General features: G+C 59.8%; 25 protein-coding genes and 1 pseudogene. 8 read left to right on the plus strand and 18 right to left on the minus strand.

Translation table 11 applies throughout. From position 1 onward, the window contains the following. Positions 1 to 73: 73 nt before the first annotated feature. The 5 genes from tnpA to metA all read right to left on the minus strand — a co-directional run bounded on the left by tnpA (position 74) and on the right by metA (position 4012). Positions 74 to 478, minus strand: coding sequence for an IS66-like element accessory protein TnpA (gene tnpA, locus QO231_RS04860; protein ID WP_316773876.1), 405 nt, complete (start codon positions 476 to 478; stop codon positions 74 to 76). A gap of 104 nt (positions 479 to 582) precedes the next feature. Further along, a complete protein-coding gene (locus tag QO231_RS04865; RefSeq protein ID WP_316773878.1) occupies positions 583 to 1200 on the minus strand; it encodes a TetR/AcrR family transcriptional regulator in 618 nt (205 codons plus the stop codon). Beyond that, positions 1193 to 2062 (minus strand): polyphosphate kinase 2, encoded by an 870-nt coding sequence (gene ppk2 / locus QO231_RS04870; protein WP_316773881.1) that lies wholly within the window; start codon positions 2060 to 2062, stop codon positions 1193 to 1195. The genes QO231_RS04865 and ppk2 overlap by 8 nt, the downstream gene beginning before the upstream one ends. A 49-nt stretch (positions 2063 to 2111) precedes the next feature. Further along, on the minus strand, positions 2112 to 3065 hold the full coding sequence (locus QO231_RS04875) for an alpha/beta fold hydrolase (RefSeq protein ID WP_316773883.1): 954 nt from the start codon (positions 3063 to 3065) through the stop codon (positions 2112 to 2114). Positions 3066 to 3073: 8 nt separating this feature from the next. Continuing rightward, positions 3074 to 4012, minus strand: coding sequence for a homoserine O-acetyltransferase MetA (gene metA, locus QO231_RS04880; RefSeq protein WP_316773885.1), 939 nt, complete (start codon positions 4010 to 4012; stop codon positions 3074 to 3076). Positions 4013 to 4179: 167 nt separating this feature from the next. Here metA and QO231_RS04885 point away from each other — a divergent pair, with 167 nt between their 5' ends. Next, entirely contained in the window at positions 4180 to 4755 is a 576-nt protein-coding gene (locus QO231_RS04885; protein ID WP_316773887.1) for a hypothetical protein, read from the plus strand. Between the two features lie 96 nt (positions 4756 to 4851). Here the strand turns inward: QO231_RS04885 and QO231_RS04890 are convergent, their stop codons facing one another. From QO231_RS04890 to QO231_RS04910, 5 genes are read right to left on the minus strand one after another with little or no spacing between them, the layout of a single operon-like run. Continuing rightward, positions 4852 to 5712 (minus strand): ATPase, encoded by an 861-nt coding sequence (locus QO231_RS04890; RefSeq protein ID WP_316773889.1) that lies wholly within the window; start codon positions 5710 to 5712, stop codon positions 4852 to 4854. Positions 5713 to 5758: 46 nt separating this feature from the next. Beyond that, on the minus strand, positions 5759 to 6661 hold the full coding sequence (locus QO231_RS04895) for a DMT family transporter (protein ID WP_316773891.1): 903 nt from the start codon (positions 6659 to 6661) through the stop codon (positions 5759 to 5761). A gap of 18 nt (positions 6662 to 6679) precedes the next feature. Next, positions 6680 to 7558, minus strand: coding sequence for a DMT family transporter (locus tag QO231_RS04900; protein ID WP_316773892.1), 879 nt, complete (start codon positions 7556 to 7558; stop codon positions 6680 to 6682). Between the two features lie 39 nt (positions 7559 to 7597). After that, positions 7598 to 9169 carry a glutamine-hydrolyzing GMP synthase gene (gene guaA / locus QO231_RS04905; protein WP_316773894.1) on the minus strand — a complete coding sequence of 524 codons (1572 nt, stop codon included), beginning with the start codon at positions 9167 to 9169 and terminating at the stop codon, positions 7598 to 7600. A 56-nt stretch (positions 9170 to 9225) separates the two neighbouring features. Continuing rightward, the gene (locus QO231_RS04910) at positions 9226 to 10002 is read right to left on the minus strand and encodes a DUF2270 domain-containing protein (RefSeq protein ID WP_316773896.1); all 777 of its coding nucleotides are present in this window, start codon (positions 10000 to 10002) and stop codon (positions 9226 to 9228) included. Positions 10003 to 10083: 81 nt separating this feature from the next. On the opposite strand from QO231_RS04910, the gene QO231_RS04915 reads away from it, so the two are divergent. Continuing rightward, positions 10084 to 11628 (plus strand): trimethylamine methyltransferase family protein, encoded by a 1545-nt coding sequence (locus QO231_RS04915; RefSeq protein ID WP_316773897.1) that lies wholly within the window; start codon positions 10084 to 10086, stop codon positions 11626 to 11628. Here the strand turns inward: QO231_RS04915 and QO231_RS04920 are convergent. Then, entirely contained in the window at positions 11621 to 11908 is a 288-nt protein-coding gene (locus QO231_RS04920) for a DUF6477 family protein (RefSeq protein ID WP_316773899.1), read from the minus strand. The two genes, QO231_RS04915 and QO231_RS04920, sit on opposite strands and share 8 nt — an antisense overlap. Positions 11909 to 12156: 248 nt before the next feature. On the opposite strand from QO231_RS04920, the gene QO231_RS04925 reads away from it, so the two are divergent. Then, positions 12157 to 13308, plus strand: a complete 1152-nt coding sequence (locus tag QO231_RS04925) for a DUF6456 domain-containing protein (RefSeq protein WP_316773901.1) — start codon at positions 12157 to 12159, stop codon at positions 13306 to 13308. A gap of 66 nt (positions 13309 to 13374) precedes the next feature. Here the strand turns inward: QO231_RS04925 and QO231_RS04930 are convergent, their stop codons facing one another. Continuing rightward, positions 13375 to 14361, minus strand: a complete 987-nt coding sequence (locus tag QO231_RS04930; RefSeq protein WP_316773904.1) for a hypothetical protein — start codon at positions 14359 to 14361, stop codon at positions 13375 to 13377. A 230-nt stretch (positions 14362 to 14591) separates the two neighbouring features. Here QO231_RS04930 and lipA point away from each other — a divergent pair, with 230 nt between their 5' ends. Next, a complete protein-coding gene (lipA, locus tag QO231_RS04935; protein ID WP_316773907.1) occupies positions 14592 to 15545 on the plus strand; it encodes a lipoyl synthase in 954 nt (317 codons plus the stop codon). Positions 15546 to 15568: 23 nt separating this feature from the next. Here the strand turns inward: lipA and QO231_RS04940 are convergent, their stop codons facing one another. Together QO231_RS04940 and QO231_RS04945 are read right to left on the minus strand one after the other, a co-directional pair. Continuing rightward, complete coding sequence (locus QO231_RS04940; protein WP_316773909.1) at positions 15569 to 16456, minus strand: cytochrome c; 888 nt, start codon at positions 16454 to 16456, stop codon at positions 15569 to 15571. Positions 16457 to 16515: 59 nt separating this feature from the next. Then, positions 16516 to 17001: a c-type cytochrome gene (locus tag QO231_RS04945; RefSeq protein WP_316773912.1), complete on the minus strand. Its 486-nt coding sequence runs from the start codon at positions 16999 to 17001 to the stop codon at positions 16516 to 16518. 94 nt (positions 17002 to 17095) lie between these two features. Between QO231_RS04945 and QO231_RS04950 the strand changes: the two genes are divergently transcribed. Beyond that, the gene (locus QO231_RS04950; protein WP_316773914.1) at positions 17096 to 17974 is read left to right on the plus strand and encodes a LysR family transcriptional regulator; all 879 of its coding nucleotides are present in this window, start codon (positions 17096 to 17098) and stop codon (positions 17972 to 17974) included. Here the strand turns inward: QO231_RS04950 and hpt are convergent. Next, a complete protein-coding gene (hpt, locus tag QO231_RS04955) occupies positions 17971 to 18507 on the minus strand; it encodes a hypoxanthine phosphoribosyltransferase (RefSeq protein WP_316773916.1) in 537 nt (178 codons plus the stop codon). The genes QO231_RS04950 and hpt overlap by 4 nt on opposite strands. 77 nt (positions 18508 to 18584) lie before the next feature. Between hpt and QO231_RS04960 the strand changes: the two genes are divergently transcribed. The 3 genes from QO231_RS04960 to QO231_RS04970 are packed head-to-tail and all read left to right on the plus strand — an operon-like array spanning position 18585 to position 20990. Then, a complete protein-coding gene (locus tag QO231_RS04960; RefSeq protein WP_316773918.1) occupies positions 18585 to 19037 on the plus strand; it encodes a type II toxin-antitoxin system RatA family toxin in 453 nt (150 codons plus the stop codon). A gap of 31 nt (positions 19038 to 19068) precedes the next feature. Then, positions 19069 to 19644 (plus strand): DUF4453 domain-containing protein, encoded by a 576-nt coding sequence (locus QO231_RS04965; RefSeq protein ID WP_316773919.1) that lies wholly within the window; start codon positions 19069 to 19071, stop codon positions 19642 to 19644. A gap of 44 nt (positions 19645 to 19688) precedes the next feature. Beyond that, a complete protein-coding gene (locus QO231_RS04970) occupies positions 19689 to 20990 on the plus strand; it encodes an MmgE/PrpD family protein (RefSeq protein WP_316773920.1) in 1302 nt (433 codons plus the stop codon). Between the two features lie 200 nt (positions 20991 to 21190). On the opposite strand, the gene QO231_RS04975 is transcribed toward QO231_RS04970, so the two are convergent. From QO231_RS04975 to ispF, 3 genes and pseudogenes are all read right to left on the minus strand, one after another. Continuing rightward, positions 21191 to 21667, minus strand: a complete 477-nt coding sequence (locus QO231_RS04975; RefSeq protein ID WP_316773922.1) for a CinA family protein — start codon at positions 21665 to 21667, stop codon at positions 21191 to 21193. After that, positions 21661 to 22161, minus strand: a complete 501-nt coding sequence (locus tag QO231_RS04980; RefSeq protein WP_316773924.1) for a phosphatidylglycerophosphatase A family protein — start codon at positions 22159 to 22161, stop codon at positions 21661 to 21663. Before QO231_RS04980 ends, QO231_RS04975 begins: the two co-directional genes overlap by 7 nt. Continuing rightward, a pseudogene (gene ispF / locus QO231_RS04985) lies at positions 22158 to 22637 on the minus strand (2-C-methyl-D-erythritol 2,4-cyclodiphosphate synthase); the annotation flags it as partial. The pseudogene ispF and the gene QO231_RS04980, both read right to left, overlap by 4 nt. Between the last annotated feature and the right edge of the window lie 147 nt (positions 22638 to 22784).

Raw genomic sequence — 22784 nt, forward strand, 5'->3', positions numbered from 1 at the left:
GCCACCAGAATGCGCACCCGGCCTCACGGCGAATGTTCCATTCGCCTGTCAGCCAATGGTATGGACGGAAAAATCATGCGCCACCCCCGAGAGCACGCACAATTTCCGCAATCCGGCCCGTAGATGTGGCACCATCCAGCCGGACAGAAACCGACCCGGCCATGATCTCGATTGCCTGATGCGCCGCTTCAGCAGCTTCGACCGGCGAAGGCGGTTCGACATCGAAAACCACCAACGGGGCGAACTCCGCCCCGGCATCCGGCGCTGGCAGAACAAGGTCGCCATCCCTGGCCATCCGCCGCCACGCCGACAGGTGGTTCGGACGCAGATCGTATTTGCGCGCCACCTCATTCACCGTCGCGCCCGGCACCAGCGTTTCCGCCACAATCCGCGCTTTCACGCCATCCGGCAACCGTCGATGCCCGCTAACTGAGACTTCGACACCCAGACCTTTGAGAAACTCTCTCGTAGTCTCCATTGAGAAACTCACCTCCTGTCATCCAACAGGCCTTGAACCTCAAATCACACCGAACTCAGGAAGGTGGGCTTCAGACACCGCATACCAATCAACGGACGGGCGGTCTAGCTATCCGGTTCGATCAACCCGAGACCGCGCAGGTAAATCCCGATGCCGGATTCAAGCAGTTCTTCGGGCGGAAAAGGCGAGCGGTTGCCCGGCGTGGCGCGGGCGTAAAGCTCCACGACCCCGTGGCTGAGTGCCCAGATATGGGCACTGAACATCGAGGCGGGAGGGCGTTTCTCGGGGGGGATATGTTCCGAGAGATCCGCAGCGGCGCGTTCCAGCACATCGCGAGCACGCGCCGAGGCCACCGCCAGTTCCGGCGTTCGGTTCACGGAAATCCCGCTTTCAAACATCGAGATGTAATGGCCCGGATGCTTGCGGGCAAAAGCCAGATAGGCACGGCCCGTCGCTTCGAATGCAGCCAGTGCCGAGGGCTGGCCCTTGTCATAAGCGTATTGCATGAGATCGGCGAACATCTCGAACCCCTGGCGCGCGGCCTCGGCAATCAGGTCCTCGCGCCCTTCGAAGTGACGGTAGACGGCAGCCGGGGTGACACCCGCCTGTTTTGCGGCTTCCGACAGGGTAAAGCCGGTCGGCCCCTTGACCTCGATCAACTCCAGCGCGGCATCGATCAGGGCCTGGCGCAGGTTGCCATGATGGTAGCCGCGCTTAGACATCCCAGATGTCCGGTCCGCCGCAAATCTTGTCATCGATATGACCCAGGGCCTTGTCGTTCTTGCGCTTGTAATCCAGGGCATCCAGAACAGCGCGAATCGCGTTCAGCCGCGCGCGACGCTTGTCGTCCGAGCGGACAATGGTCCATGGCGTCACTTTGGTATGGGTCCGGTTCAAGGTTTCGCTGATCGCGTCGGAATAGGCGTCCCATTTCTTCAGGCCGTCGACATCGATCTTGCTCAGCTTCCATTGCTTCAGCGGATCCGATTCCCGTGACAGGAACCGGCGCAATTGTTCGGCACGACCAACATTTATCCAGAACTTGAAGAGCAGAATTCCGTCATCGACCAGCGCCTGTTCGAACGGCGTGACCTGATGGAAAAAGCGTTCGCGTTCCGCATCGGTGCAAAAACCGTGCACCTTTTCCACCACCGCGCGATTGTACCAGCTGCGATCAAAGAACGTGATTTCGCCGGCCGAGGGCAGGTGATCAATGTAGCGTTGGAAATACCACTGGCTTTGTTCCGCATCCGAGGGTTTGGACAGCGCGATCACCTTGGCGCCACGCGGGTTCAGGTTTTCGCGGAACCGTTTGATGGTCCCGCCCTTGCCGGATGCATCGCGGCCTTCGAACACGATGACGATGCGCTGCCCGCTCGCTTTCACCCAGGCCTGCATCTTTACCAGTTCGATCTGCAGCGTGCGCAATTCCTTTTCATAGACCTTGCGGGCGAGCCGCTCGCTATGCGGATAGCTGGAAGACAGGATATCGCCCTTTTCCGCACGCTTGATCGCGTTTCTGATCTCTTCGGGCGCGTCGTTCTTGAAAAAGGCACTGATCGCGCCGTCAAACGGGAGGTCCATAGACAAATCCTTTTGTCTGTCTTTTCAGTAATATGGGATGTTAAGGGCCTTAACGCAAACCCGCACGTTTCGCGGCACGGTCGATTGCCGCCACAATGTCGTCCTCGGACGTGTGCTGCGGCATGTGCCCGATCCCCTCCAGTCGGGTCAGAACTGCGCCCGGAATTTGATGAACCAGCTTTTCCGAGTGAACGGACAGGCCGACCGTATCGTCGGAGCTGCCGTGAACGATTTCGGTGGGCACGGTGATCCGGGCGTAATCCGCGACCTGAGCCTTGATTTCGTCCAGCAGGTTGGCGCGCTGATCGGCATTGGCGCGCATGGACACCCGGCGCAAGGTCAGAGCGGCCCCGATCTGAGCCGCGTAACCATCTGGCGGGCTTTGCGGTTCAAAGACCGATGCAATGGCCCGATCAATGCGGTCCTCGCTCACAAAGGCGGTGATCATCGGCACCACGATCCGGCTGCCCCACCAGGACGAGGTCACCCGATAGAGCGGGTCAAGCGGCGTGGTCCAGGGGTTCGAGGGCGCGGCAACCGGAACAAGGGCCGCAAGGCTGTCGGGGTGATCCGTTGCCCAGGCCAGCGCCACCGCGCCACCATAGCTGTGGCCCACAACAATCGGATTCTCGGCCCCGAGGTGTTGCGCGGCCTGTCTGAGCAGATCCGCCTGCTGGCGCAACGTGGCTCCGGTATTGTTCAGCCGGTCGGTATAGCCAAGCCCGGGGCGATCAATGACAAAAACGCGGTAGTTCTTGGCCAGACGCGGCGCCAGCGAAAAGGTCAGGTCCCGCGTGTTGCCGCTCGCGCCATGGATCAAGACCACTGCGGGTCCGTTGCCCATCACCACCGCATGCACGTCGGTTTCGCCGACACGGATGATCTGCCCCTGCGGCGGAAAGCGGATTTCGGCCTGCTCCTCCTGTCGGTGGGCGCGCACCAGAACGATGGTCCAGAATAGCGCCAGCGCCGCGAGAATCAGTATGAGTGCTTTGACAGCCATACTCCTAATCAAGCGCGCAGATCAGTCGTTTCCAGTCCTATTTTTTCGATATCGAACGGCGTGGTCTCGTAGACCTCGTTGATCCAGTTGCCATAGAGCAGGTGCGCGTGGCTGCGCCAGCGGTTTTGCGGCGGTTTGGTCGGATCGTCGCCGGGGTAGTAGTTGATCGGGACATTGATCGCGGTGCCCTCGGCCACGTCGCGGTCATACTCCTGTTTCAGGGTGTCGCTGTCATACTCGAAATGGTTGAAGATATAGAGCGCACGATGCGCCCGGTCCTCGACCAGACAGGGTCCGACCTCGTCACTGCCCAGCAGTGTCTTCAGCCCGTTGGCGGCATCGATCTCATCCTGCCTCATCTCGGTCCAGCGCGATACAGGGATCACGCAGATATCGGAAAACCCGCGCAGATAGGGTGATGCCGGGGCAAGATTGTTGTGCCCGAAACAGCCAAACGCCTTGTGGTCCAGCATATGTTTCCTGACGCCATGAAAATGGTTGATCATCGCCATCCCGCCCCAGCAGACACCAAGCGTGGAATGCACGTTGGTCTGGGTCCACTCGAAGATCTCCGAGATTTCATCCCAATAAGTTACCTGATCGAATTCAAGGTGTTCGATCGGGGCGCCGGTGATGATCAGCCCGTCGAACTTCGTATCGCGCAACTCGGAGAACGGACGATAGAAACTCTCCATGTGACCAGATGCGGTGGTCTTGGTCTGGTGCTCGGACATGCGGATCAGGCTGAATTCGATCTGCAACGGGGTGGCCCCGATCAGGCGTGCAAACTGGGTCTCGGTCTGGATCTTCTTGGGCATCAGGTTCAAGAGCCCGATATGCAGAGGCCGGATATCCTGACGCGCGGCCTGATCCTCGGCCATGACCATGACGCCTTCACGGGTCAGAACATCGTAGGCGGGCAGGTCGGCGGGAATCTTGATGGGCATTGGCTCTGCTTTCAAGGAAATTGAACGGGTTAGATAGTACGGTGTTGCTGTGGTGCCAAGGGGGCTTGGTCCGGCGGATCAGGACAGTCAGGGGAAGACAGAAAAAGATGCTGGTGATAACTGTAGTGTGAACGAAGGAGAGCGCGCTGAATGAACTGGAATGGGCTATGAGAACGTGCTGGATCGCGGCGCTGATCTGCCTTGCAGCCTCGGTCGCACAGGCGCAGTCCGGGGATCCGATGGAGCAACAGCGATGTATCTGGCGGTGTCTGGCGGGTTCGCCCGGTGCCCATAGTGCCCAATACAATCAATGCGTCGAGAGACTCTGCGTACAGCGACCGACACCGCAATATTCCGCGCCAGCGGTCGGATCGCCCTGGAAAAGTGGTTTGGCGGCCGACGGTGTCACCCAATTTGCCGGCGTCGATGCGGGGCAGGCGAATGGCACGGGATTCTACTATATGTGTGATCGCCAGGGGCAGAGCTATCTGATGCTGTATCGCCATCAGGGTCCGCCCGGATTGCTGCGGTTTCGGATCGGTGCGCAGCAGTTCACGGTTCCGTTCGATCGCTCACGCGGGGAACTGACCATGAATGTCATACCGGGTGGACAGTTTCTGAATGCGCTGATCTATGGACAATCTGCCTGGATCAGCGACATGCGCGGCAGCCATGTCATGAGCGTGAACCTGCAGGGCGCCGCCGCGGCCTTGCAAGGTGCGATTGCGGCCTGCCGTGGCTAAGGCGTTTCGCGCTGACCCGATCACCGAACGCGGCCCGAGGCACAGATTTCAACGCGTTTGGTGAAAGAAGAGGGACCAGACCAAACGCGAAACGCCCTAGGCGCGCTCGGCGATTGCGTTTGTGATCAGCGTGTCAAAATCCTGCGTATCCCGCACCGACGCGATTTGATCGGCCGTTACCGTCACGCCCCATCGGGCCATCGCCTCGTAGCGCGGCTGGCGGTGTGCAAGCGCTTGCGCATAGGTCCAGCGGATGAAGGCATCCGGATCAATATCGCGCTCCAGTATATTGTTATCGCTTAGATATGTTTCCCACATTCGAGTCAGGAAATCGGGTTGATAGGACATCGGCTTGGGTGCCTTGTCAAAGCGGCGGATCAGGTCGCGGGTATGGGCCTCGTCGCCCTTGATCCAGACCATCAGCGCATGTTGCGACAGCTCGGACAGGAGCGGATCGTCGGGGTCGTCCGCGTCGACCCATTCGCAGATCGATCCCCCGGTGTCGCAGATAAAGTTGGAGTAGCCATAAAGGCGTTGCGCACGATCAATGAAGTACTCGGTATCCAGCAGCGCATGAACTTCCGCCTGCCGGAACTGTTCCTGACGACGACGGTATTCTTCCATGGTCAGCCCGCCCTTGTCGGGATTGCCGGGCTTGCCCAGATAGGCGGACACCGGTGTCAGGTTGGCAAAGCTGATGTTCGATCCGATATAGATCGAATCCGACAGCAGCAGGTCGCGCAGAAACGGCACCTTCATCGCCTCGGCCTTGGCGTTGTCGGCGATGTATTCACCCATGTAACGGGTGCCGATGCGGTAATCGATGCTGTAGTGAAACCAGCCGCCGGAATCCCGCAGCATCTGGCTGATATGGGTCTTGCCAAGGCCGGACATGCCAAAGAAGAGAATGCGTTTTGTCGGTGATGCGCGCCAGTCCTGCGCCGATTTGTAGATCATCAAACCCGTCCCTTTTTCGCCTAGCTACTCAGCGAGGCGGGCGGGGTCAATTGCGCCGTTTCCCGAGCGTTCCGTTCAGGATCAGCAAACCCAGAGCCAGCAGCGCAAAGCCGGCATAGGCACGGGGGTGAAGCTCTTCGCCGAGCACCAGAGCGCCGAGGATGATGGCTACGGGCGGAATCAGAAGCGTGACCAGCATCAGGTTGCCGCTGCCAGCCATCGCAAGGACGCGGTAGTAGAGCAGATAGGCCCCCGCCGTGGCAATCAGCGCGTAGTAGGCGATGGCCGCCCATGTGACCGGTTGCAGATCGAGGGAGATGGGACCGTCAATGACCAGTGCGGCAGGCAGAAGGATCAGGGTCGATCCGGTCAGCATCCCGGCGGCGGCGATCTGTGGCGGCAGATGACCGAGGCGCGCACGGGCCCAGGCACTCGCAAAGGCATAGCTGACGGTGCCAGCGAGGACGGCAAGCTGCGCGGTGCTGCGCAGATCAAAGGTCGCGAGATTGGACAGGCCAATGGCGGTGGCAACACCGAGAAAGCCCAGTCCGACACCCATTGCCTTGCGTGGTGTCAGGCGCTCGTCGGCAAAGACGACGGCGGCAACAAGCACGCCAAAGATCGCGGTAGCGGCGTTCAGGATCGAGGTCAGGCCGGTTTCGATATAGAGTTGCCCCCAGCTCATCAGGCCAAAGGGGATGACGTTGTTCAACATCCCCATGACCAGAAACGCGCCCCAGACGCGCGGTTCGCGCGGGATTGGCAAGCGTGCGGCGAACACCACAACCCACAAGACCAGCATCGCCCAGCCGGTCCGGTGCAGCACCGCCGTGACCACCGGAACTTCGTCAAGCGCAATGCGGATCGCCAGAAACGAGCCGCCCCAGAACAAACCAAGCAGCAACAATTCGGCCCAGGCCCGCGGAGAAATGATCTTTTGATTCGTCATTCCGCCATAAGGTGGCAGTCAGCCGCCGCTGGCGACCCGGATCTTGCGGGTTTCTGACACGATGTTCAGATAGTTGGCGGCAAAGATCACCGCCGCGCCGACAAACACCCAGACATCCAGCGCCTCGTTGTATAGCAGCATGCCGACCACCGCGATCGTGGGAAGCCTCGCAAAGTCGATCGGCATGACAACGGTCGCGGGCGCGATGGCCAGTGCGTTGGTGATGCAGAAGTGTGCGAGCAGGCCGCCAAGCGCAATGACGACCAGCCAGGGCGCCGTTTGCATGTCTGGCAGGGCGATATCACCATCAAACCCCGCAGCCAGCAAGCCAAAGCCCAGCTGCATGAGCGTCAGCCAGAACATGATGCAGCCAACACTGTCCGTCCGGGTCAGCCGTTTGGTGAACATGCCGGTGAAGGCAAAGAAGATCGCCGCTGATGCCGCCGCCATGATGCCGATGTTGATGGTGTCCGGGCTGGGCCGCGCGACGATGAGAATACCGACAAAACCAAGTGCTGCTGAGAAGGCGCGCATCGGTGTCAGCCGTTCACCCAGTACCAGCGGAGACAGAATGATGATCCACAGCGGCGATGTGAATTCCAGCGCAAAGACCTGAGCGAGCGGAATGACGGTGATCGCGTAGAACCACAGGTTCTGGCCGCTGAAATGCACGAGATTGCGCAGGAAATGCAGCCCGATCCGCTGTCGTGAAATCTGGCCCAAGGTGCCGGTCAGAGCCAGGATCGCGACGACGATGACCACGCCGATGGCGCTGCGGTACATCATGATTTCAAAGGTATCGAGCGCAAAGCTGACCTCGCGCCCGGCCACTGCCATCGAGGAGAACGAAGCAATGGCCCCGGTCATCCAGAGAGCAGCCTTGAGCGTGGTATTCATCGCGTCAAACCGGATTCTGCCACGAGGCCATCGCGCCGGTTACTCCCATTCGATGGTGCCCGGTGGCTTGCTCGTGACGTCATAAGTCACGCGATTGATGCCTTTGACTTCATTGATGATTCGAGTGGCGGTTTCGCCGAGAAAATCATGGCTGAACGGGTAATAATCCGCCGTCATGCCATCCACTGAATTCACCGCGCGCAGGGCGCAGGCATAGTCATACGTGCGCCCGTCGCCCATCACCCCGACAGTGCGTACCGGCAGGATCGCGACAAAGGCCTGCCAGATGTCGTCATAGAGACCGTGTTTGCGGATCTGGTCGATGTAAACCGCGTCGGCCTTGCGCAAAATCTCCAGCTTTTCGCGGGTGATCTCGCCCGGACAGCGAATGGCGAGGCCGGGGCCGGGGAACGGGTGCCGACCGATGAAACTGGCGGGAAGGCCAAGTTCGTGGCCCAGCACGCGCACTTCGTCCTTGAAGAGTTCGCGGAGAGGCTCGACCAGCTTGAGGCCCATTTTTTCCGGCAAGCCGCCAACGTTGTGGTGGCTCTTGATCGTGACCGAGGGACCGCCCGAGAACGACACCGATTCGATCACATCCGGATACAGAGTGCCCTGGGCGAGGAATTCTGCCCCTTCGATCGTATCGGCGTATTTCTGGAACACGTCGATGAATAGTTTTCCAATGATCTTGCGCTTGGTTTCAGGATCGCTGACGCCGTCGAGTTCGCCGAGAAATAACTCGCTTTCATCCGCATGGATCAGTTGCAGATTATAGTGCTCGCGGAACATCGCCACGACTTCCTGAGCCTCGTTCATCCGCAACAGCCCGTGATCGACAAACACACAGGTCAGTTGATCGCCAATGGCCTCGTGAATCAGGATCGCGGCAACCGAACTGTCGACGCCACCGGAGAGCGCACAGATGACCTTTTTGTCGCCGACCTGTTCACGGATCTTGCGGATCATTTCCTCGCGATAGGCATCCATCGTCCAGTCGCCGGTGAAACCCGCAGCGCGGACGAAGTTCTCGTAGAGCGTCTTGCCATTGGGCGTGTGATGAACCTCGGGGTGAAATTGCACCGCATAAAACCCCCGGTCCAGATCGGCGGTGATGGCAAAGGGCGCGCCGGGCGAGGTGCCGCAGACTTCAAAACCCGGCGCGATTTCGGAGACATGGTCGCCGTGACTCATCCAGACCTGCTCCCGGCCTGATCCATCCATGAACCAGCCTTTCAGGAACTCGCTGCGCTTGTCCGAAGGCGTGACATAGGCGCGCCCGAATTCGGCGGTGGCCTGTTCGCCGGCTTCGACCTTGCCGCCCAGATCGTACATCATGACCTGTTGGCCATAGCAGATCCCCAGGATCGGCACGCCGAGATCATAGACAGTCTGAGGTGGCCGCGGGCTTCCGTCGCGCATGACCGAATCCGGTCCGCCGGAAAAGATCACGGCCTTCGGAGCAAACTCGGCCAGAAACGCATCGGTCACGTTCTGATAGGGGTGAATTTCGCAAAAGACATTCAGCTCTCGCAGGCGGCGGGCAATGAGCTGCGTCACCTGGCTGCCGAAGTCGATGATGAGAAGGCGGTCATGGGATGTCTGGGTCATGCTCTGCCTTTAGGGCGGCGCGTACACGCTGGCAAGGGGGGCGGGCGGCCCGTGGCTTACCCCATCGAATTCGCGCCACCATTGCCACGCAATTTCGCGCGCGCCTTGTCCGAGCGCTGGCTCCAGATAGCGATCCCGGACCAGGTCACGACATAGGCCAAACCAAGGGAGACAATGATCTGGCCCGGCACCGGGCCAATATCCGCGCGATCCATCAATTGTTCGAAACTTCCTACCGAGGTTGGATGAACCGCCAGTTTGCCGATGTAGGCCATCGACTGAATCAGTAGAATCCAAAGATAGTTCCGTCTGATTCGCCGTCCGACGGCGACCATCAGGCTCACATGATAGCGCGGATGCAGATAATCCTCGGCGAGAACCTTTTGCCAGTTCTCCTCCATGTGCAGATCCCCATCATAGAGCAGATGGGTATAGAAATGCGTTTCGAGCCAGCGGGACCGCGCCCGCCAGACGTTGAAATAGCGATACCGTCGTGCTTCCTGCATCAGGAACAGGATGATCAGAACGCCAACCAGAACCAGCGGCAGCGGCGATGCTTCAGGTGACGAAAACGCGATGGACAGGGCGACCCCGAGTGTGACGACGGCCCAGTTGGTGGTTGTGTCCAGCCGGGTGCGCCAGATGGTGCTGCGATAAACCTCGCCACGGTAAAGATGCGCAATCGCGCCAATTTCGGCGGCGTTCAGGGTTTTGCGTTCTGATTCTGTTTCGGAAATTGTGCCGCCCTCCCATGGGTGACGGTCATAATGACCCGGCATCTGCTGCGGGTCAAAGCATTCGGCGAAGCTGCATATGTCGCTTTTACCCCGCATGCGCCGCAATCTTTCCCGGCAAGGTTAGCAGGGTAGGGTACACCACAGGCTCAGAAGCCGTTTTCAACAGGGGACGTGGGCATGACCGAAGCAAATTCCAAACGCAGAACACGGGGTGGCGGCGGGGCTGCGCGACGGGCCGAGCGGACCGCGGTGAGCGTTGAAACGGCCAAGTATATCGAGCGGAACATACCGAATTTCGAAATTCTGACGCCGGAAGCTCTGGAAATCATCGAGGCCAATGCCGAAAAGGTGCTGGCCGAAATTGGCGTGAACTTCGTGAACAATCCGGTGGCGCTGGAACGTTGGCGCGAGGCGGGTGCCGAGATTGACGGGGAACGGGTGCGAATCCCCGAAGGACTTGCACGCAAACTTTGTGAGACCGCGCCGTCAAGCTTTGTGCAGCATGCCCGCAATCCGGCGCGCAATGTCGAGATCGGCGGCAAGAACCTTGTACTGGCACCGGTTTACGGTCCGCCTTTCGTGCGCGATGCCGAGGGTGGCCGACGCTATGCGACCATGGCGGATTTCCGCAAGTTCGTGAAGCTGGGCTATATGTCCAAATGGCTTCACCACTCTGGCGGCACCGTCTGTGAACCGACCGATGTTCCGGTAAACAAGCGCCATCTCGACATGTTGCTGGCTCATATGACGCTGAGCGACAAGCCGTTCATGGGGTCGGTGACCGAACCCAGTCGCGCGCAGGATTCGGTCGAGATGTGTGAAATCCTGTTCGGCAAGGAGTTCGTTCAGCAGAACACTGTGATGACGTCGTTGATCAACGTCAATTCGCCACTGACATTTGATGACGTGATGATGGGCGCACTCGAGGTTTATGCCAAGAACAACCAGGCCTGCATCGTGTCACCCTTTATCGTGGGCGGTGCAATGGCGCCGGTTTCGGTGGCGGGAACGCTGACACAGGTTCTGGCCGAAGTGATGGCGGGGATCGCGTATTCCCAGCTGATCAAACCCGGAGCGCCGGTGATCTTCGGCGCGTTTGTCACGTCGATCGACATGAACAGCGGTGCGCCGACCTTTGGCACGCCTGAAGCCAGCCAGATCCTCTATGGCGCCGGGCAGCTTGCGCGGCGCATGGGGCTGCCGTTCCGCTCGGGCGGCGGGCTCTGCGCTTCGAAATTGCCCGATGCGCAGGCCGCCTATGAAACCACGAACACGCTGAACGCCGCGTTGCTGGGCGGGGTCAATTTCATGCTCCACGCCTGTGGCTGGCTCGAAGGCGGCTTGGTCAGCAGTTTCGAGAAATTCGTCATGGATGCGGATCAGCTCGGCGTATTGCACAAGCTGGCACAGGGCGTATCCGTTGACGAGGACGCGCAGGCCATGGGCGCCATAGCCGAAGTCGGACCCGGTGGTCACTATCTGGGCTGCGAACATACCCAGGAAAATTTCAAGACCGCGTTCTGGCGTTCGGAAGTGTTTGATTACAAACCTTTCGAGACTTGGGATGAAGAGGGCGCGCGCGATACGCAGACTCTCGCATCAAACCGCGTGGCGCGGCTGTTGGAGACTTATCAACAGCCCGCGCTTGACCCGGCGATCCAGGCAGCGCTGGAGGCCTATGTCGCAGCCAAGAAAGAGTCGATGCCTGACGCCTTCATGTAGCTGCGTCTGATCGTGCAGAGCGCAGCAACTGCGCTTCGCCCATCATGGCAATCAGAACGTCGACATGCTGCGCCAACGCGTAGCCGGCATCATCGCTGTTGCGCTGATCATTTAGCGTGCGTTCGATGTCCATCAAGCGCAGAATTGCCGCAGCCGGACGCGGCAACGCGCCATATCCCAGCAGACGTTGAAGGTGCCGATCACGGCGATATTCCCGTGCGCCGAATTGTGCGGCACGGATCAAAAGCTGTGGGCGGCGCAGTGCGGTCAACATGCTCATTACATCTTGCATTTTCCGAATTCCCTTGTCCCTCGTTTTCCTTATGGGTCCGATCTATTGCACAACCTTGGCGGGTGTTGCGCTCTTTCCGAAACCATCGTCCGGCTGTTTCACTACTGTTTATCATTTAAAAACAATGGTGAACGGGTGGGTGCTCCATTAACGCTAGAGTAATAGAATCGCCCATAGGTTGTTGGTTAATGAATAGGTAACTGAAACTGCCCTGATGATTTCGAGGACAGATCAACATGGAAAATCAAGTTGCGGAGACACTGCCCATCTGGGTTCCGGACAGCGTTCAACGCTATCTGGCACATACCGAAGCCGGGCAACCGATCCGCGATCTCGCCCGGAGCGCCCGTTGCCATGCGTCCACCGTTCTGCGGCAGATCCGCAAGGTGGAGACACGACGTGACGATCCCCTGGTCGATGCGGCGTTGGCGATGCTGGCAGACATCCATTTTTCCATACCCCGATCCCACGCATCAGACGTTGGCGGCCCGGGTAAAGCGATAGAGGACAACAGATCTATGAACCACAGTGCAAAATTGTCAGTACCAGCGCCCGATGCCGCCACTCTGGAAAGCGAGGCGCGCCGTGTTCTACGACGGTTGTGCGAATCCGGCGCTGTGCTCGCGGTTGCAGAGAACATGGAAAAGGCGGTGATCGTGCGCGATGGAGAGGGCACGACGAGCACCCGGACTGCGGTGGTGGACTGTGCCATCGCGCAGGCGATGGCGCTGAAAGACTGGATCGCTTGTGCAAATCCGGGCCGGATCAGCCGGTATCGCATCACAGCGGCGGGCCGCGCCGCTTTGGGGCAATTGCTGGCCGACCAGGAGAACCGCGCCCGCAAGGAAAAGGAGCATGGGTTCGCCGAGGCCCAGGCTCCGTTCATCGTCACCGGCGAACCGGGTTCGCCGGCGACCGGTGACCGGGCCGCGCCGCCACGGCGGACCCGCTACAACCTATCGGAAAGCCCGTTGATCGCGTTGGCACGGCGCAAGGATCGGGACGGAAAGCCGTTTCTCGAAGACGCGCTGGTGCGCGTGGGCGAACGATTGCGCGAGGATTTCGAACTGGCCCAGATGGGACCACGGGTTGCGCAGAACTGGGACCATTTCCTGACAGGTGGCGGACGCGGTGGGTTTGGTGCGGGCCCAGATGCCGGCACACGCCCTTCCGAAGCCCGTGACCGCGTGGCGCAGGCGCTGTCCAATCTTGGCCCCGGCCTCAGCGATGTGGCACTGCGTTGCTGCTGCTATCTGGAGGGGCTCGAAACTGCGGAAAAGAAAATGGGCTGGTCGGCGCGGTCGGGCAAGATCGTCCTGCGGATCGCATTGCAACGATTGAAACAGCATTACGACGGTCTGAACGAACCGGACCGCATGATCGGGTGACGCGCGGCGGTGGCCGGTTCGGCCTGATCACCCGGAGCGAGAGCATAAGGCTACAGGCGGTCTCGCTCAGAGCTTGCTGTCGGCTTCCTCGACCAGATCTTCGGCCGCATTGAACGCATCTTCGCCGGCCTTATGCTCGGCAGCGACGGTGTTGATCAACGCATTCATTTTTCCCTGTTCATTATGCGCCGCGATCAATTTGGCCTGCTTCTTCTTTGCGGCCTGCAATTCCTTGTTGATGCCTTCGAGGTTCTTCAGATGTTCAGCCGCCTTCTTCAGACAGGCCTTGGCGCTCTGAACATCTTTCTCCAGATTGTTCTTGGCGGGATTTGCGGTGGGAATTGTTTCGAACTTCTCCTTGGCGCAGAGCATTTTGGCATGCGTCGTAAATTTCGTGATATTGCGCCCCAGACGTTTTGCCTTGGTATCGGTTTGCCCGCGCTTGGCGTTTTCGAGCAGCATGTCGGGAAGTTCGTCGCCTTTGCCTTCTTTCAGCGCCTTGGTGACAATCAGGTCTCTCGATTTCTTGAGATTCGCGCCGAAAAAGGCCTCCTTGGCTTTCAGCGTTCCGAATGCACTTTTGGACAGGGTGAGTTCAGCGAGGACTGACGATGACTTGTCGAGCCATTTCTTGACTGTCTGGTTGTCTTTTTCGGATTCGCCGGCTTTTTTCATTTCCTTTTCAAACCCGTCTCGTGCGCGCTTGAATTCCTGAAACCGCTTCTTCGCGTTGTTGCTCAGGTCTTCGAGGGATTTGACGAGGTTTTGTTGTTCGGCGAGCGACGCTTCCCATTCCCCGAGAGCTTTCTTGAAATCCTTGTCATCAAAAAAGTCCTTCCATTTCTTGCCGGTGATCCCCTTCTTGATCGCCGCCGGGATCGTCTCCGACAGCTTGTCTTCCAGGTCATAGGCCATTTTGCGATTGGCCTTCATCTTGGCCTTGATCGCCGTCGCATCGGTTAAAGGACAGACCTTTGCAACGTCCTTTTCCATCGCGATGCACTTCTTCTCAAAGAGCTTCGCCTTCAGTTCCCATGCTTCAATATTCGGCACACCAACACCTCGCTATCAGTTCGCGCTGCCGCGGCAACCGTGGCAGCAAGGAAAAATCCAACTATCGAATCAGTATCGCGGCAGAGCGTCGCTCAAAGCAAGGATTTGGTTCACATAACGAAACACGTTTGCAAGGCTATGATGCATACCGCCCATGTGATGCTGGCAGTTCTCATGACGCGGCGTTATGATATTATCTGAGCCAATCAATCCAGCAAACCGGAAGTGACATGACGCGAGACCTGAAGATTCCCGAGCAGCGCCACCCGGAAAAGGCGCATCGACCTGACAACGCCCAGCCGAAAAAGCCGGCATGGATTCGCGTCAAGGCGCCGGGCGGCAAGGGATATGCCGATACCCGCAAGATCATGCGCGACAATAATCTGGTCACCGTCTGCGAAGAGGCGGGCTGTCCAAATGTCGGCGAATGCTGGAGCCAGGGCCACGCGACCATGATGATCATGGGCGAAATATGCACGCGCGGCTGTACGTTTTGCAATATTGCCACCGGTCGTCCGGACACACTGGATGCGTTCGAGCCGGGACGGGTGGCCCATGCGGTTGAAAAGCTGGGGCTGAACCACGTGGTAATCACGTCGGTGGATCGTGACGATCTGAAAGATGGTGGCGCGGATCATTTCGCCCAGACCATCCGTGCGATTCGCCATCGCAGCCCGAAAACCACGATCGAGATCCTGACACCGGACTTTTTGAAATGCGATCCTTCTGTTCTTGAGGTCGTGGTCGAGGCCCGGCCCGATGTATTTAACCACAATCTGGAAACAGTACCCGGGCTCTATCCGTCGGTGCGCCCTGGCGCGCGCTACTTTCATTCGCTCCGCTTGCTTCAGCGGGTCAAGGAGCTCGATCCCGGCGTCTTTACGAAATCCGGCATCATGGTAGGGCTTGGCGAAGACAGCCAGGCGGTGAAACAGGTGATGGATGACATGCGCGCGGCGGATGTGGATTTCCTGACCATCGGGCAGTACCTGCAACCAACGCCAAAGCACCATCGGGTTGATCGTTTCGTGACGCCCGAAGAATTTAAGACCTATGAAAAGGCGGCCTTTGGTAAGGGGTTCCTGATGGTTTCGGCGACTCCGCTGACGCGCTCGTCCTATCACGCCGGGGATGATTTCGCCCGTTTGCGCGACGCGCGGCAGGCAAAGCTGGGGCTTGTCTGAGCCGGCACCATTGGCGCAAGGCCTCAATCGGTACCAGGCAAGGCCTTGAGATAGGCCGCAATCGCGTTGCGGTCTTCGGCGCTCAGATGCGCGATGCTCTGGACGACCTTCGTCATCTGGCCACCGGCGCTGTCGTAATCCGGGGTAAAGCCGGTCTCCAGGTAATAGGCGATGTCGCTCGCGCTCCATTTCAGCGATTGCGGATCTATCGCCGGAATCTTGCCCTTGCCTGACGGATTGGGTGCGCCCTGCATCCAACGGCTGCGGTCGAGCCCCCCGGTCACATCGCGCGGTGAGTGACACTCGCCGCAATGTCCGAGTGCTTCGACGAGATAGCGGCCACGTTCGATCTCGGGGTCTGATGGGGCGGTCAGAATCCAGGCCGAGGTCAGGTTGAGCTGCTTCCACAGGCCAAGACCACGGCGGATGTTGAACGGAAAGCTCAACTCATGCGCAAGGCTTGGCCGCTCGGACACCGGTAGCGTGTCGAGGAATGATTTGAGATCGGCGACGTCCTGAAGCGTCATTCGAATGTAGGTCGTATAGGGCAGAGACGGGTACAGATGCGTGCGCTCTGGTGACACGCCAGCCTTCAGCGCGTTGGCCAGATCCAGTGCGTTCCAGCCTTCGAGCCCGGCTGGACCGGGAGAGATATTGGGCGCGATGAACGTGCCGAACGGGCTTACGATCCGGTAGCCGCCTGACAGGATCAGTTTGTCTTCACCCTTGGCGTCGGGATCCGCGTGGCAGGAGGCACAGCCACCGGCCCAAAACACCGTTTCCCCATTGACCGGGTCTCCGGTGAGTCCCGCCATCGCGTCATCCGCAAGGGGCATCGGACGGCTCAACACCCACAGGGCGATTGCAACGAGGCCCGCCAACAGCAGGCAACCAATGAGGAATTTTCGCATCCTTGCCTCGTTTGCCGGGGGCGCGACAGGTGCCCCCGGTTCAATTCACTTGAAACAGGTCAGTCGTCGGCCTTGCGATAGTCCTCGTGACAACCGCCGCAGGCCTTGCCAACGGGGCCGATTGCCCCGCGCAGGGCGTCAAGACCTTCGCCAGCCGCAGCCTGCATTGCCGTCGTGGATTCTACCAGCGCCATCGAAGCATCGCCGATCTTGCTGTCCGCGGCCCAGATTGCCGGGAGCGCCTCGGTCACGTCATCGCCCAGTGCAGCATTGTCAGAACCCGGAGGCCACATGCGGGACTGGTCGAACTTTGCCAAAGCCGCAAGATTGGTTGCGGCGGCGGTGGCGGCTTCGGCGTTGTATTCGATGTCGCCCTTGGCCATGCCACCCAGCAGGCCGATGTTGAATGCCTGAAGCGACATCAACGATTGCCGCGCCTTGACTGCTGACAATGTTGCCTTGTCCGCGTGCGAGTCGCTGATCGCGGCCGTGCCGATCACGCCGGCAGCAAGGATGCCGGCAATCAAAGTAGGTACATATTTCATTCAGATTCTCCCAGATAACCCTGTCGAGTAGGCCGAGTATACATGTGATATTTTGTAGATATACTGTCAAATAATGCAAAGGGACTCGTTATTCTTGCACAGCTCCAACTGGGATAACCTGCGCTACGTGCTGGCGGTGGCGGACATGGGCACTGTCAGCGCAGCGGCGCGGGCCTTGGGTGTCAACCACGCAACCGTCCTGCGACGCGTGGCGGCGTTTGAAGCCGACCATGGCGGCGCCGTGTTCGAGCGTACCGCAACGGGGTATCAGGTCTTGCCCGAGCGAGCGCGGGTGATTGATGCGGCGCGCGAGGTCGAAAACGGCATACTTTCTGTCGAGCGGCTGATGCATGGAACCGTGGCACCGTTGCGTGGAGAAGTTCGTGTTTCATCAACGGATTCGATTTGCCAGGTTCTGTTGCCGCCGTTGGTCGCGCAGCTTCACGCGGAATCAACAGAATTGCAGATCAACCTGCTGAGCACCAACACCCATGCAGATTTCGCCCGCATGCAGGCCGACATCTCCGTGCGCCCGGCGCTGGCCCTGCCGGATGAGATGACCGGGGACAGCCGTGCAACGCTTGCCTTTCGCGCCTATCACACGCCGGGTGCCAGCGATTGCTGGCTCAGCCTGTCGGGTGCGTTGGCGAGATCGATTCCTGCGAAGTGGATGGAAACACATATTCCGGCGGACAGGATCGCCACCGGCAGCGACAGCTTCCTCGTCCTGCGCGAACTTGCAAAGCTGGGTTTGGGGACGGCGATTCTGCCGGTTTTCGTGGGTGAGACAACGCCAGGATTGGTGCGTCATCCGGGTGCGATGCCGATGTTATCGGTGCCGATCTGGGTCGGCACCCATTCTGATCTGCGCGATGTGCCACGCATCCGCATCGTACGAGAGCGGATCCTGACCTACCTTGCCGAGCGGGCTCCGACATTGGATGGAACCACCGGAATCCGGGGCATTGACTAGGTAAATCGCACTTTGCCGATATGCGGCAGGTTGCGATTGCGTTGGGCAAAGTCGATTCCATATCCCACCACGAATTCGTCCGGTATCTCGAATCCAATCCAGTCGGCCCGAAAATCGACCTCTCGCCGGCTGGGTTTGTCCAGCAACGCGATGGATTTCAGGCGGGCGGGTTGGCGGCTGGAAAGCAGACCAACGACGTGATTCAGCGTGTGCCCAGTGTCAACGATGTCTTCAACGACAAGCACGTCTCGGCCTTCAATTGCGCCTCGCAAGTCTTTGAGAATGCGCACTTCCCTGCTGCTTTCGGTACTGTCGCCATAAGACGACGCTTCGAGGAAATCGACCTCGATCGGCAGATCCAGTTCGCGCACCAGATCTGCGATAAAGACAAAACTGCCGCGTAACAGCCCCACTACGACGAGTTTGTCGGTTCCGTCAAACTCCGCGTGAATACTGCGGCATAGCTCTTCTATCCGCGCGGCAATCGCCTTGGCGGAAATCAGTTCGTCGATGACATATGGCCGCTCTGGCATGGTCCCCCCTTGATCTTTTGACCCAACCATACGACATGACGCGCCACTGTCATCCATGAACTGCCGGGCCCGAACACATGCCAACCCATTCGGAAAACCGACCCATGCCATACTCGGCCCAGCAGATGTATGATCTGGTGGCGGACGTCGGATCCTACCCGCAATTTCTGCCGTGGTGCGCCGCAGCGCGGGTGCGCAGCGTGACACCAAAGGGTGACGCAGAGGTGATGGAAGCGGATCTGGTGATCAGCTTCAAGGTCTTTCGCGAACGGTTTGGCAGCCGGGTCACGCTCTGGCCGGAACAGAAGAAGATCGACACCGAGTATATTGACGGGCCTTTCAAGTTCATGAAATCGAACTGGTCGTTTACCGATACGGCAACGGGTTGCGACGTGGCCTTTCACGTGGACTTCGAGTTCAAGAATGCGATCCTGCAAAAGGTGATCGGCCTTGTCTTCAATGAGGCGATGCAGCGGATCGTGCGGGCGTTCGAAACCCGCGCCGCCGCGCTCTATGGCACCGGCGCTTGACGCAAACCCTCTGGATGCGCACTCTCGTGCCATGCGGTTTCTATTCATCGTCCCGTTGCTCTGGCTCGCCGTTCCTGCACAGGCGGAAACCGGCTGCGAGGACGTCTGGTTCACCCGAAATCTGATCATGGATCGCGCCGGTTATTGTTTCGACAGCGCTTTGGGGCAGGCGCTGTTTGACAATTCCGACTGCATTGGCAAGCAGGTGCAGCCCGATCCCTACTACCGGCCTGTCATCAATGAGATCCTGCGCCTTGAGGTGGAGCATGCCTGCCGCATCGATACAAATCGCCAGTGGTTGGACATGGACGATATCAATTTTCGCCGGGTGCTGACGGATTTTCCGGTCCGCGATGAATTCGAAGGGGGGTGCCTGGGTTGGACCGGACCGCAGACCCCGCTTTACGACGGGCATCACGAGCCATTTCGCGCGATCGGGCAGGTTGGCCCCGGAGACTACGTGCATTTTGCCCATTACGCCGTTCAGGGTGCCGGAGAGGCCGGGTGGCGCTATGTCACGGTGCATGCGCCGGTCTGGGGCCCGTTCAAGAGCGCGGGGTGGATGTATTGGCCCGGCGAAGAACCATGCGCAGACTACGCCGGCTGAGACTTCTTGCTTTACGGACCGGGCGAAAGAGGTAACGTGACGGGATGACTGACACGCTGACATCACGCCTTGCCGCCTTTGCCGCAGGCCCCATTTCTGCAAGTTCCATCGCTCAGCGAGTGACGTGCCTCTCGGCGCTCGACTGGTTGGCCGTCGGTCGTGCGGGGGCCGGGGAACCGGTGTCACGCATTGTGCGCGAGATGGCACAGGATGAAGGCGGAGCAGGGCAGGCACATGTGTTCGGAGGGACGGCAGCGCTGCCCGCGCGTGCCGCCGCACTGGTCAATGGCACGATCTCACATGCGCTCGACTATGACGACACCCACTTCGCCCATATCGGACATCCTTCGGTGGCGGTGTTCCCGGCAGTTCTGGCGCTCGCGGAAGAGCGGCTTTGCCCGACGGTCGACATACTTGAGTCCGCCTTGGTCGGGATGGAAGGCTCGATCCGCATGGGGCTGTGGCTGGGGCGGGCGCATTACCAGTCCGGCTTTCACCAGACCGCTACGGCGGGTGCGCTCGGTGCGGGGCTGGCCGCCGGTCGGATTCTCGGGCTGTCGGCAGACGACATGGCGCAAGTGCTTGGCCTGATCTCAACGCGCGCGGCCGGTCTCAAGGCGCAATTCGGCACGATGGGCAAACCCTATAACGCAGGCCTTGCGGCCAGCACCGGGGTCGAGGCGGCACTGTTGGTGGCGCGGGGGTTCCGCTCAAACCCCGACGCGCTCACCGGGCCGTTCGGTTTTGGTGCGACCCATGATGGCGAAGCGAACGAGGCCGCGGCGCTCGACGGTCTGGGAGAGTGTTGGCTGTTTGAAACCGTAAGCCACAAATTCCATGCCTGTTGCCACGGGCTGCACGCAGCACTGGAGGCCGCGCGTATCCTGGATATCGCGGCGCCGGAAATAGCAAAGATGACCGTGCGGACCCATCCGCGTTGGATGAGCGTTTGCAATCAGCCAGCGCCGACCACCGGTCTTGGGGCGAAGTTCAGCTATGCGACCGTGCTGGCCATGCGGGCGGTCGGTTACGACACGGCGCGGCTTGAGAGCTTTTCCGACAGGGTTTGCACGGATCCTCGCATCACCGCTTTGCGTACCCGGATCACCGTGAAAGCCGATGAGAGCCTGAACGAGACACAGGCCGTGCTATCCGTTCTGCGCAAGGTCGGTGTGTGGAGTGAAGCCACCCATGATCTGCAAGCGCCACTTGATCTTGCAGAGCGGCAAGACCGCGTCCGTCGCAAGGCCGTTGGACTGATTGGTGCCGATCTGGAGAGTCTTGCCTGGTCGATACTGAAGGGCGAGGGCCGCCCACAGGGGTTTGCCGGCCTCGTGAGTGCTTGATGACGAGACAAAACCCACAGCCATCAGAACGGGCCGGTCAGGTCATAGACGCACACGCCATGGGCGTTGCGATAAAGACCGGCGTTTCGGTTTCCTTGTCGGACCGCAGCGGGGGTGATCAGTACCACAGCGCCCCGGTGAGGGCGCGTCCGAATCTTTGCGAATTCAGGCGAAAAGTTTACGCGTGCGACGGGAACAAATCAGCTCTGCGAAAGCGCGCGGGCCAGAAGGGTCAGCGCATGATCGCACGCTGATCTGCGCACCCGCGCACGGCCCAACGCGCCGAAGTCGATGGTTTCGGTCGTTGTCATCCGGCCTGTCATCGCCAGCCCAAAGCACACCCGTCCTTCGGGTTTGAATTCTGAGCCGCCGGGGCCGGCGATTCCAGTGATCGACACGGCCAACGCCACCTGCGCCTGGGCGAGAGCGCCGTCGGCCATTTCGTGCGCGACCTCTTCGGAGACGGCACCAACCCGGTCCAGAGTTTCCGCGCTGACGCCCAGCATCTGGCTCTTGGCGTCGTTGGAGTAAGTAACGAAACCTCGGTCCACAACGTCGGACGAACCTGCAATATCGGTAAGAGCGACGGCCACCATACCACCGGTACAGCTTTCGGCGGTGGCGATCCGTATCTGCGCGTCGCGGGCGCGGGCGAGCAGGGCGGCGACGTCTACCATCCCAGCACCCCATGCCACACTCCGGCGAGCAGGATCACGCCAAGGGCCGCAAACACCCCGGCAATCACGTCATCAAGCATCACGCCGAGCGGATCGCCGCGCCGGTCGGCCCAGCCGACAAGCCAGGGTTTGCTGATATCGAAGAGGCGGAACAACAGAAACGCCGCGATCCAGCCCGGCCACATCCGGGTGATGTCAATATCCATCGACCAGGCCGTGTAGCTGAGCGGCGCAAGGGCGATCAATTGACCTGCCACCTCGTCGATGACGATTTCCGACGGATCGTGATCATCACTGTCCCGCGTCACCAGTCGCGTGGCCCAGAGACCTTTGAAAAACGTTGCAGCAATGGCCAGCGCGAACAGCGGAAACCCCCCGATCAGATGGACAAGCCAGCCCAGCGGCAGCGCCACCAGCGATCCCCATGTTCCCGGCGCCGGACGCAGATGGCCGACACCACAGACGGTGGCGATCAGGTGCGCCAGACGGTTCATGCCGACACCAGCGTTGCGGTGGCGATCGACGCTATGCCTTCACCGCGCCCGGTAAAGCCCAGCCGCTCCGAGGTTGTCGCCTTGACCGAGACGCGCGCCACGTCCAGCCCGATGATCTCGGCAAGGCGCGCGCGCATCGACGCCGCATGTGGTCCGACCTTGGGGGCTTCGCAAATCAGCGTGACGTCGACATTGCTGATGGACAGTCCCATTTCGGTGGCCAGATCTACCGCATGGCGCAGAAAGATGTCGCTTGCGGCACCTTTCCACCTGTCATCTCTGGGCGGAAAATGCTGGCCGATATCGCCGCGCGCCAAGGCGCCATAGATCGCATCCGTCAGCGCGTGCATGCCGACATCCGCATCGGAATGACCTTGCAACGCGCGGTCAAACGGAATGTCGATGCCGCAGAGCGTGACCTTGCTGCCAGGTTCAAACCTGTGCACGTCAAATCCGTTTCCCAGCCTGATATCCATCCTACGCCTCTACAATTCCGTGCTGCCTCCGGACGAACACCGGGCAGATCCTGCGTTTCGTGTTTAGGCTGTGGGTTAGTCAGTGGCAATCACCCCGACCTGCTTGCCCAATAATTGTGCATCTGCATTTTCTGACGGCAGATAAGG

This window comes from Sedimentitalea todarodis (genome assembly GCF_032595355.1).
GTDB classification, from domain to species: domain Bacteria; phylum Pseudomonadota; class Alphaproteobacteria; order Rhodobacterales; family Rhodobacteraceae; genus Sedimentitalea; species Sedimentitalea todarodis.

What these genes read in the sequence shown, in the direction of transcription:
- QO231_RS04960 (WP_316773918.1), top strand. Translation starts at nt 18,585, where the DNA reads ATGCCAACCCATTCGGAAAACCGACCCATGCCATACTCGGCCCAGCAG.
- QO231_RS04890 (WP_316773889.1), bottom strand. Translation starts at nt 5,712, where the DNA reads ATGATCTACAAATCGGCGCAGGACTGGCGCGCATCACCGACAAAACGC.
- QO231_RS04925 (WP_316773901.1), top strand. Translation starts at nt 12,157, where the DNA reads ATGGAAAATCAAGTTGCGGAGACACTGCCCATCTGGGTTCCGGACAGC.
- QO231_RS04920 (WP_316773899.1), bottom strand. Translation starts at nt 11,908, where the DNA reads ATGAGCATGTTGACCGCACTGCGCCGCCCACAGCTTTTGATCCGTGCC.
- QO231_RS04940 (WP_316773909.1), bottom strand. Translation starts at nt 16,456, where the DNA reads ATGCGAAAATTCCTCATTGGTTGCCTGCTGTTGGCGGGCCTCGTTGCA.
- QO231_RS04915 (WP_316773897.1), top strand. Translation starts at nt 10,084, where the DNA reads ATGACCGAAGCAAATTCCAAACGCAGAACACGGGGTGGCGGCGGGGCT.
- QO231_RS04865 (WP_316773878.1), bottom strand. Translation starts at nt 1,200, where the DNA reads ATGTCTAAGCGCGGCTACCATCATGGCAACCTGCGCCAGGCCCTGATC.
- lipA (WP_316773907.1), top strand. Translation starts at nt 14,592, where the DNA reads ATGACGCGAGACCTGAAGATTCCCGAGCAGCGCCACCCGGAAAAGGCG.
- QO231_RS04945 (WP_316773912.1), bottom strand. Translation starts at nt 17,001, where the DNA reads ATGAAATATGTACCTACTTTGATTGCCGGCATCCTTGCTGCCGGCGTG.
- ppk2 (WP_316773881.1), bottom strand. Translation starts at nt 2,062, where the DNA reads ATGGACCTCCCGTTTGACGGCGCGATCAGTGCCTTTTTCAAGAACGAC.
- QO231_RS04875 (WP_316773883.1), bottom strand. Translation starts at nt 3,065, where the DNA reads ATGGCTGTCAAAGCACTCATACTGATTCTCGCGGCGCTGGCGCTATTC.
- QO231_RS04975 (WP_316773922.1), bottom strand. Translation starts at nt 21,667, where the DNA reads ATGGTAGACGTCGCCGCCCTGCTCGCCCGCGCCCGCGACGCGCAGATA.
- QO231_RS04910 (WP_316773896.1), bottom strand. Translation starts at nt 10,002, where the DNA reads ATGCGGGGTAAAAGCGACATATGCAGCTTCGCCGAATGCTTTGACCCG.
- QO231_RS04980 (WP_316773924.1), bottom strand. Translation starts at nt 22,161, where the DNA reads ATGAACCGTCTGGCGCACCTGATCGCCACCGTCTGTGGTGTCGGCCAT.
- guaA (WP_316773894.1), bottom strand. Translation starts at nt 9,169, where the DNA reads ATGACCCAGACATCCCATGACCGCCTTCTCATCATCGACTTCGGCAGC.
- QO231_RS04885 (WP_316773887.1), top strand. Translation starts at nt 4,180, where the DNA reads ATGAGAACGTGCTGGATCGCGGCGCTGATCTGCCTTGCAGCCTCGGTC.
- metA (WP_316773885.1), bottom strand. Translation starts at nt 4,012, where the DNA reads ATGCCCATCAAGATTCCCGCCGACCTGCCCGCCTACGATGTTCTGACC.
- QO231_RS04895 (WP_316773891.1), bottom strand. Translation starts at nt 6,661, where the DNA reads ATGACGAATCAAAAGATCATTTCTCCGCGGGCCTGGGCCGAATTGTTG.
- tnpA (WP_316773876.1), bottom strand. Translation starts at nt 478, where the DNA reads ATGGAGACTACGAGAGAGTTTCTCAAAGGTCTGGGTGTCGAAGTCTCA.
- QO231_RS04900 (WP_316773892.1), bottom strand. Translation starts at nt 7,558, where the DNA reads ATGAATACCACGCTCAAGGCTGCTCTCTGGATGACCGGGGCCATTGCT.
- QO231_RS04965 (WP_316773919.1), top strand. Translation starts at nt 19,069, where the DNA reads ATGCGGTTTCTATTCATCGTCCCGTTGCTCTGGCTCGCCGTTCCTGCA.
- QO231_RS04970 (WP_316773920.1), top strand. Translation starts at nt 19,689, where the DNA reads ATGACTGACACGCTGACATCACGCCTTGCCGCCTTTGCCGCAGGCCCC.
- hpt (WP_316773916.1), bottom strand. Translation starts at nt 18,507, where the DNA reads ATGCCAGAGCGGCCATATGTCATCGACGAACTGATTTCCGCCAAGGCG.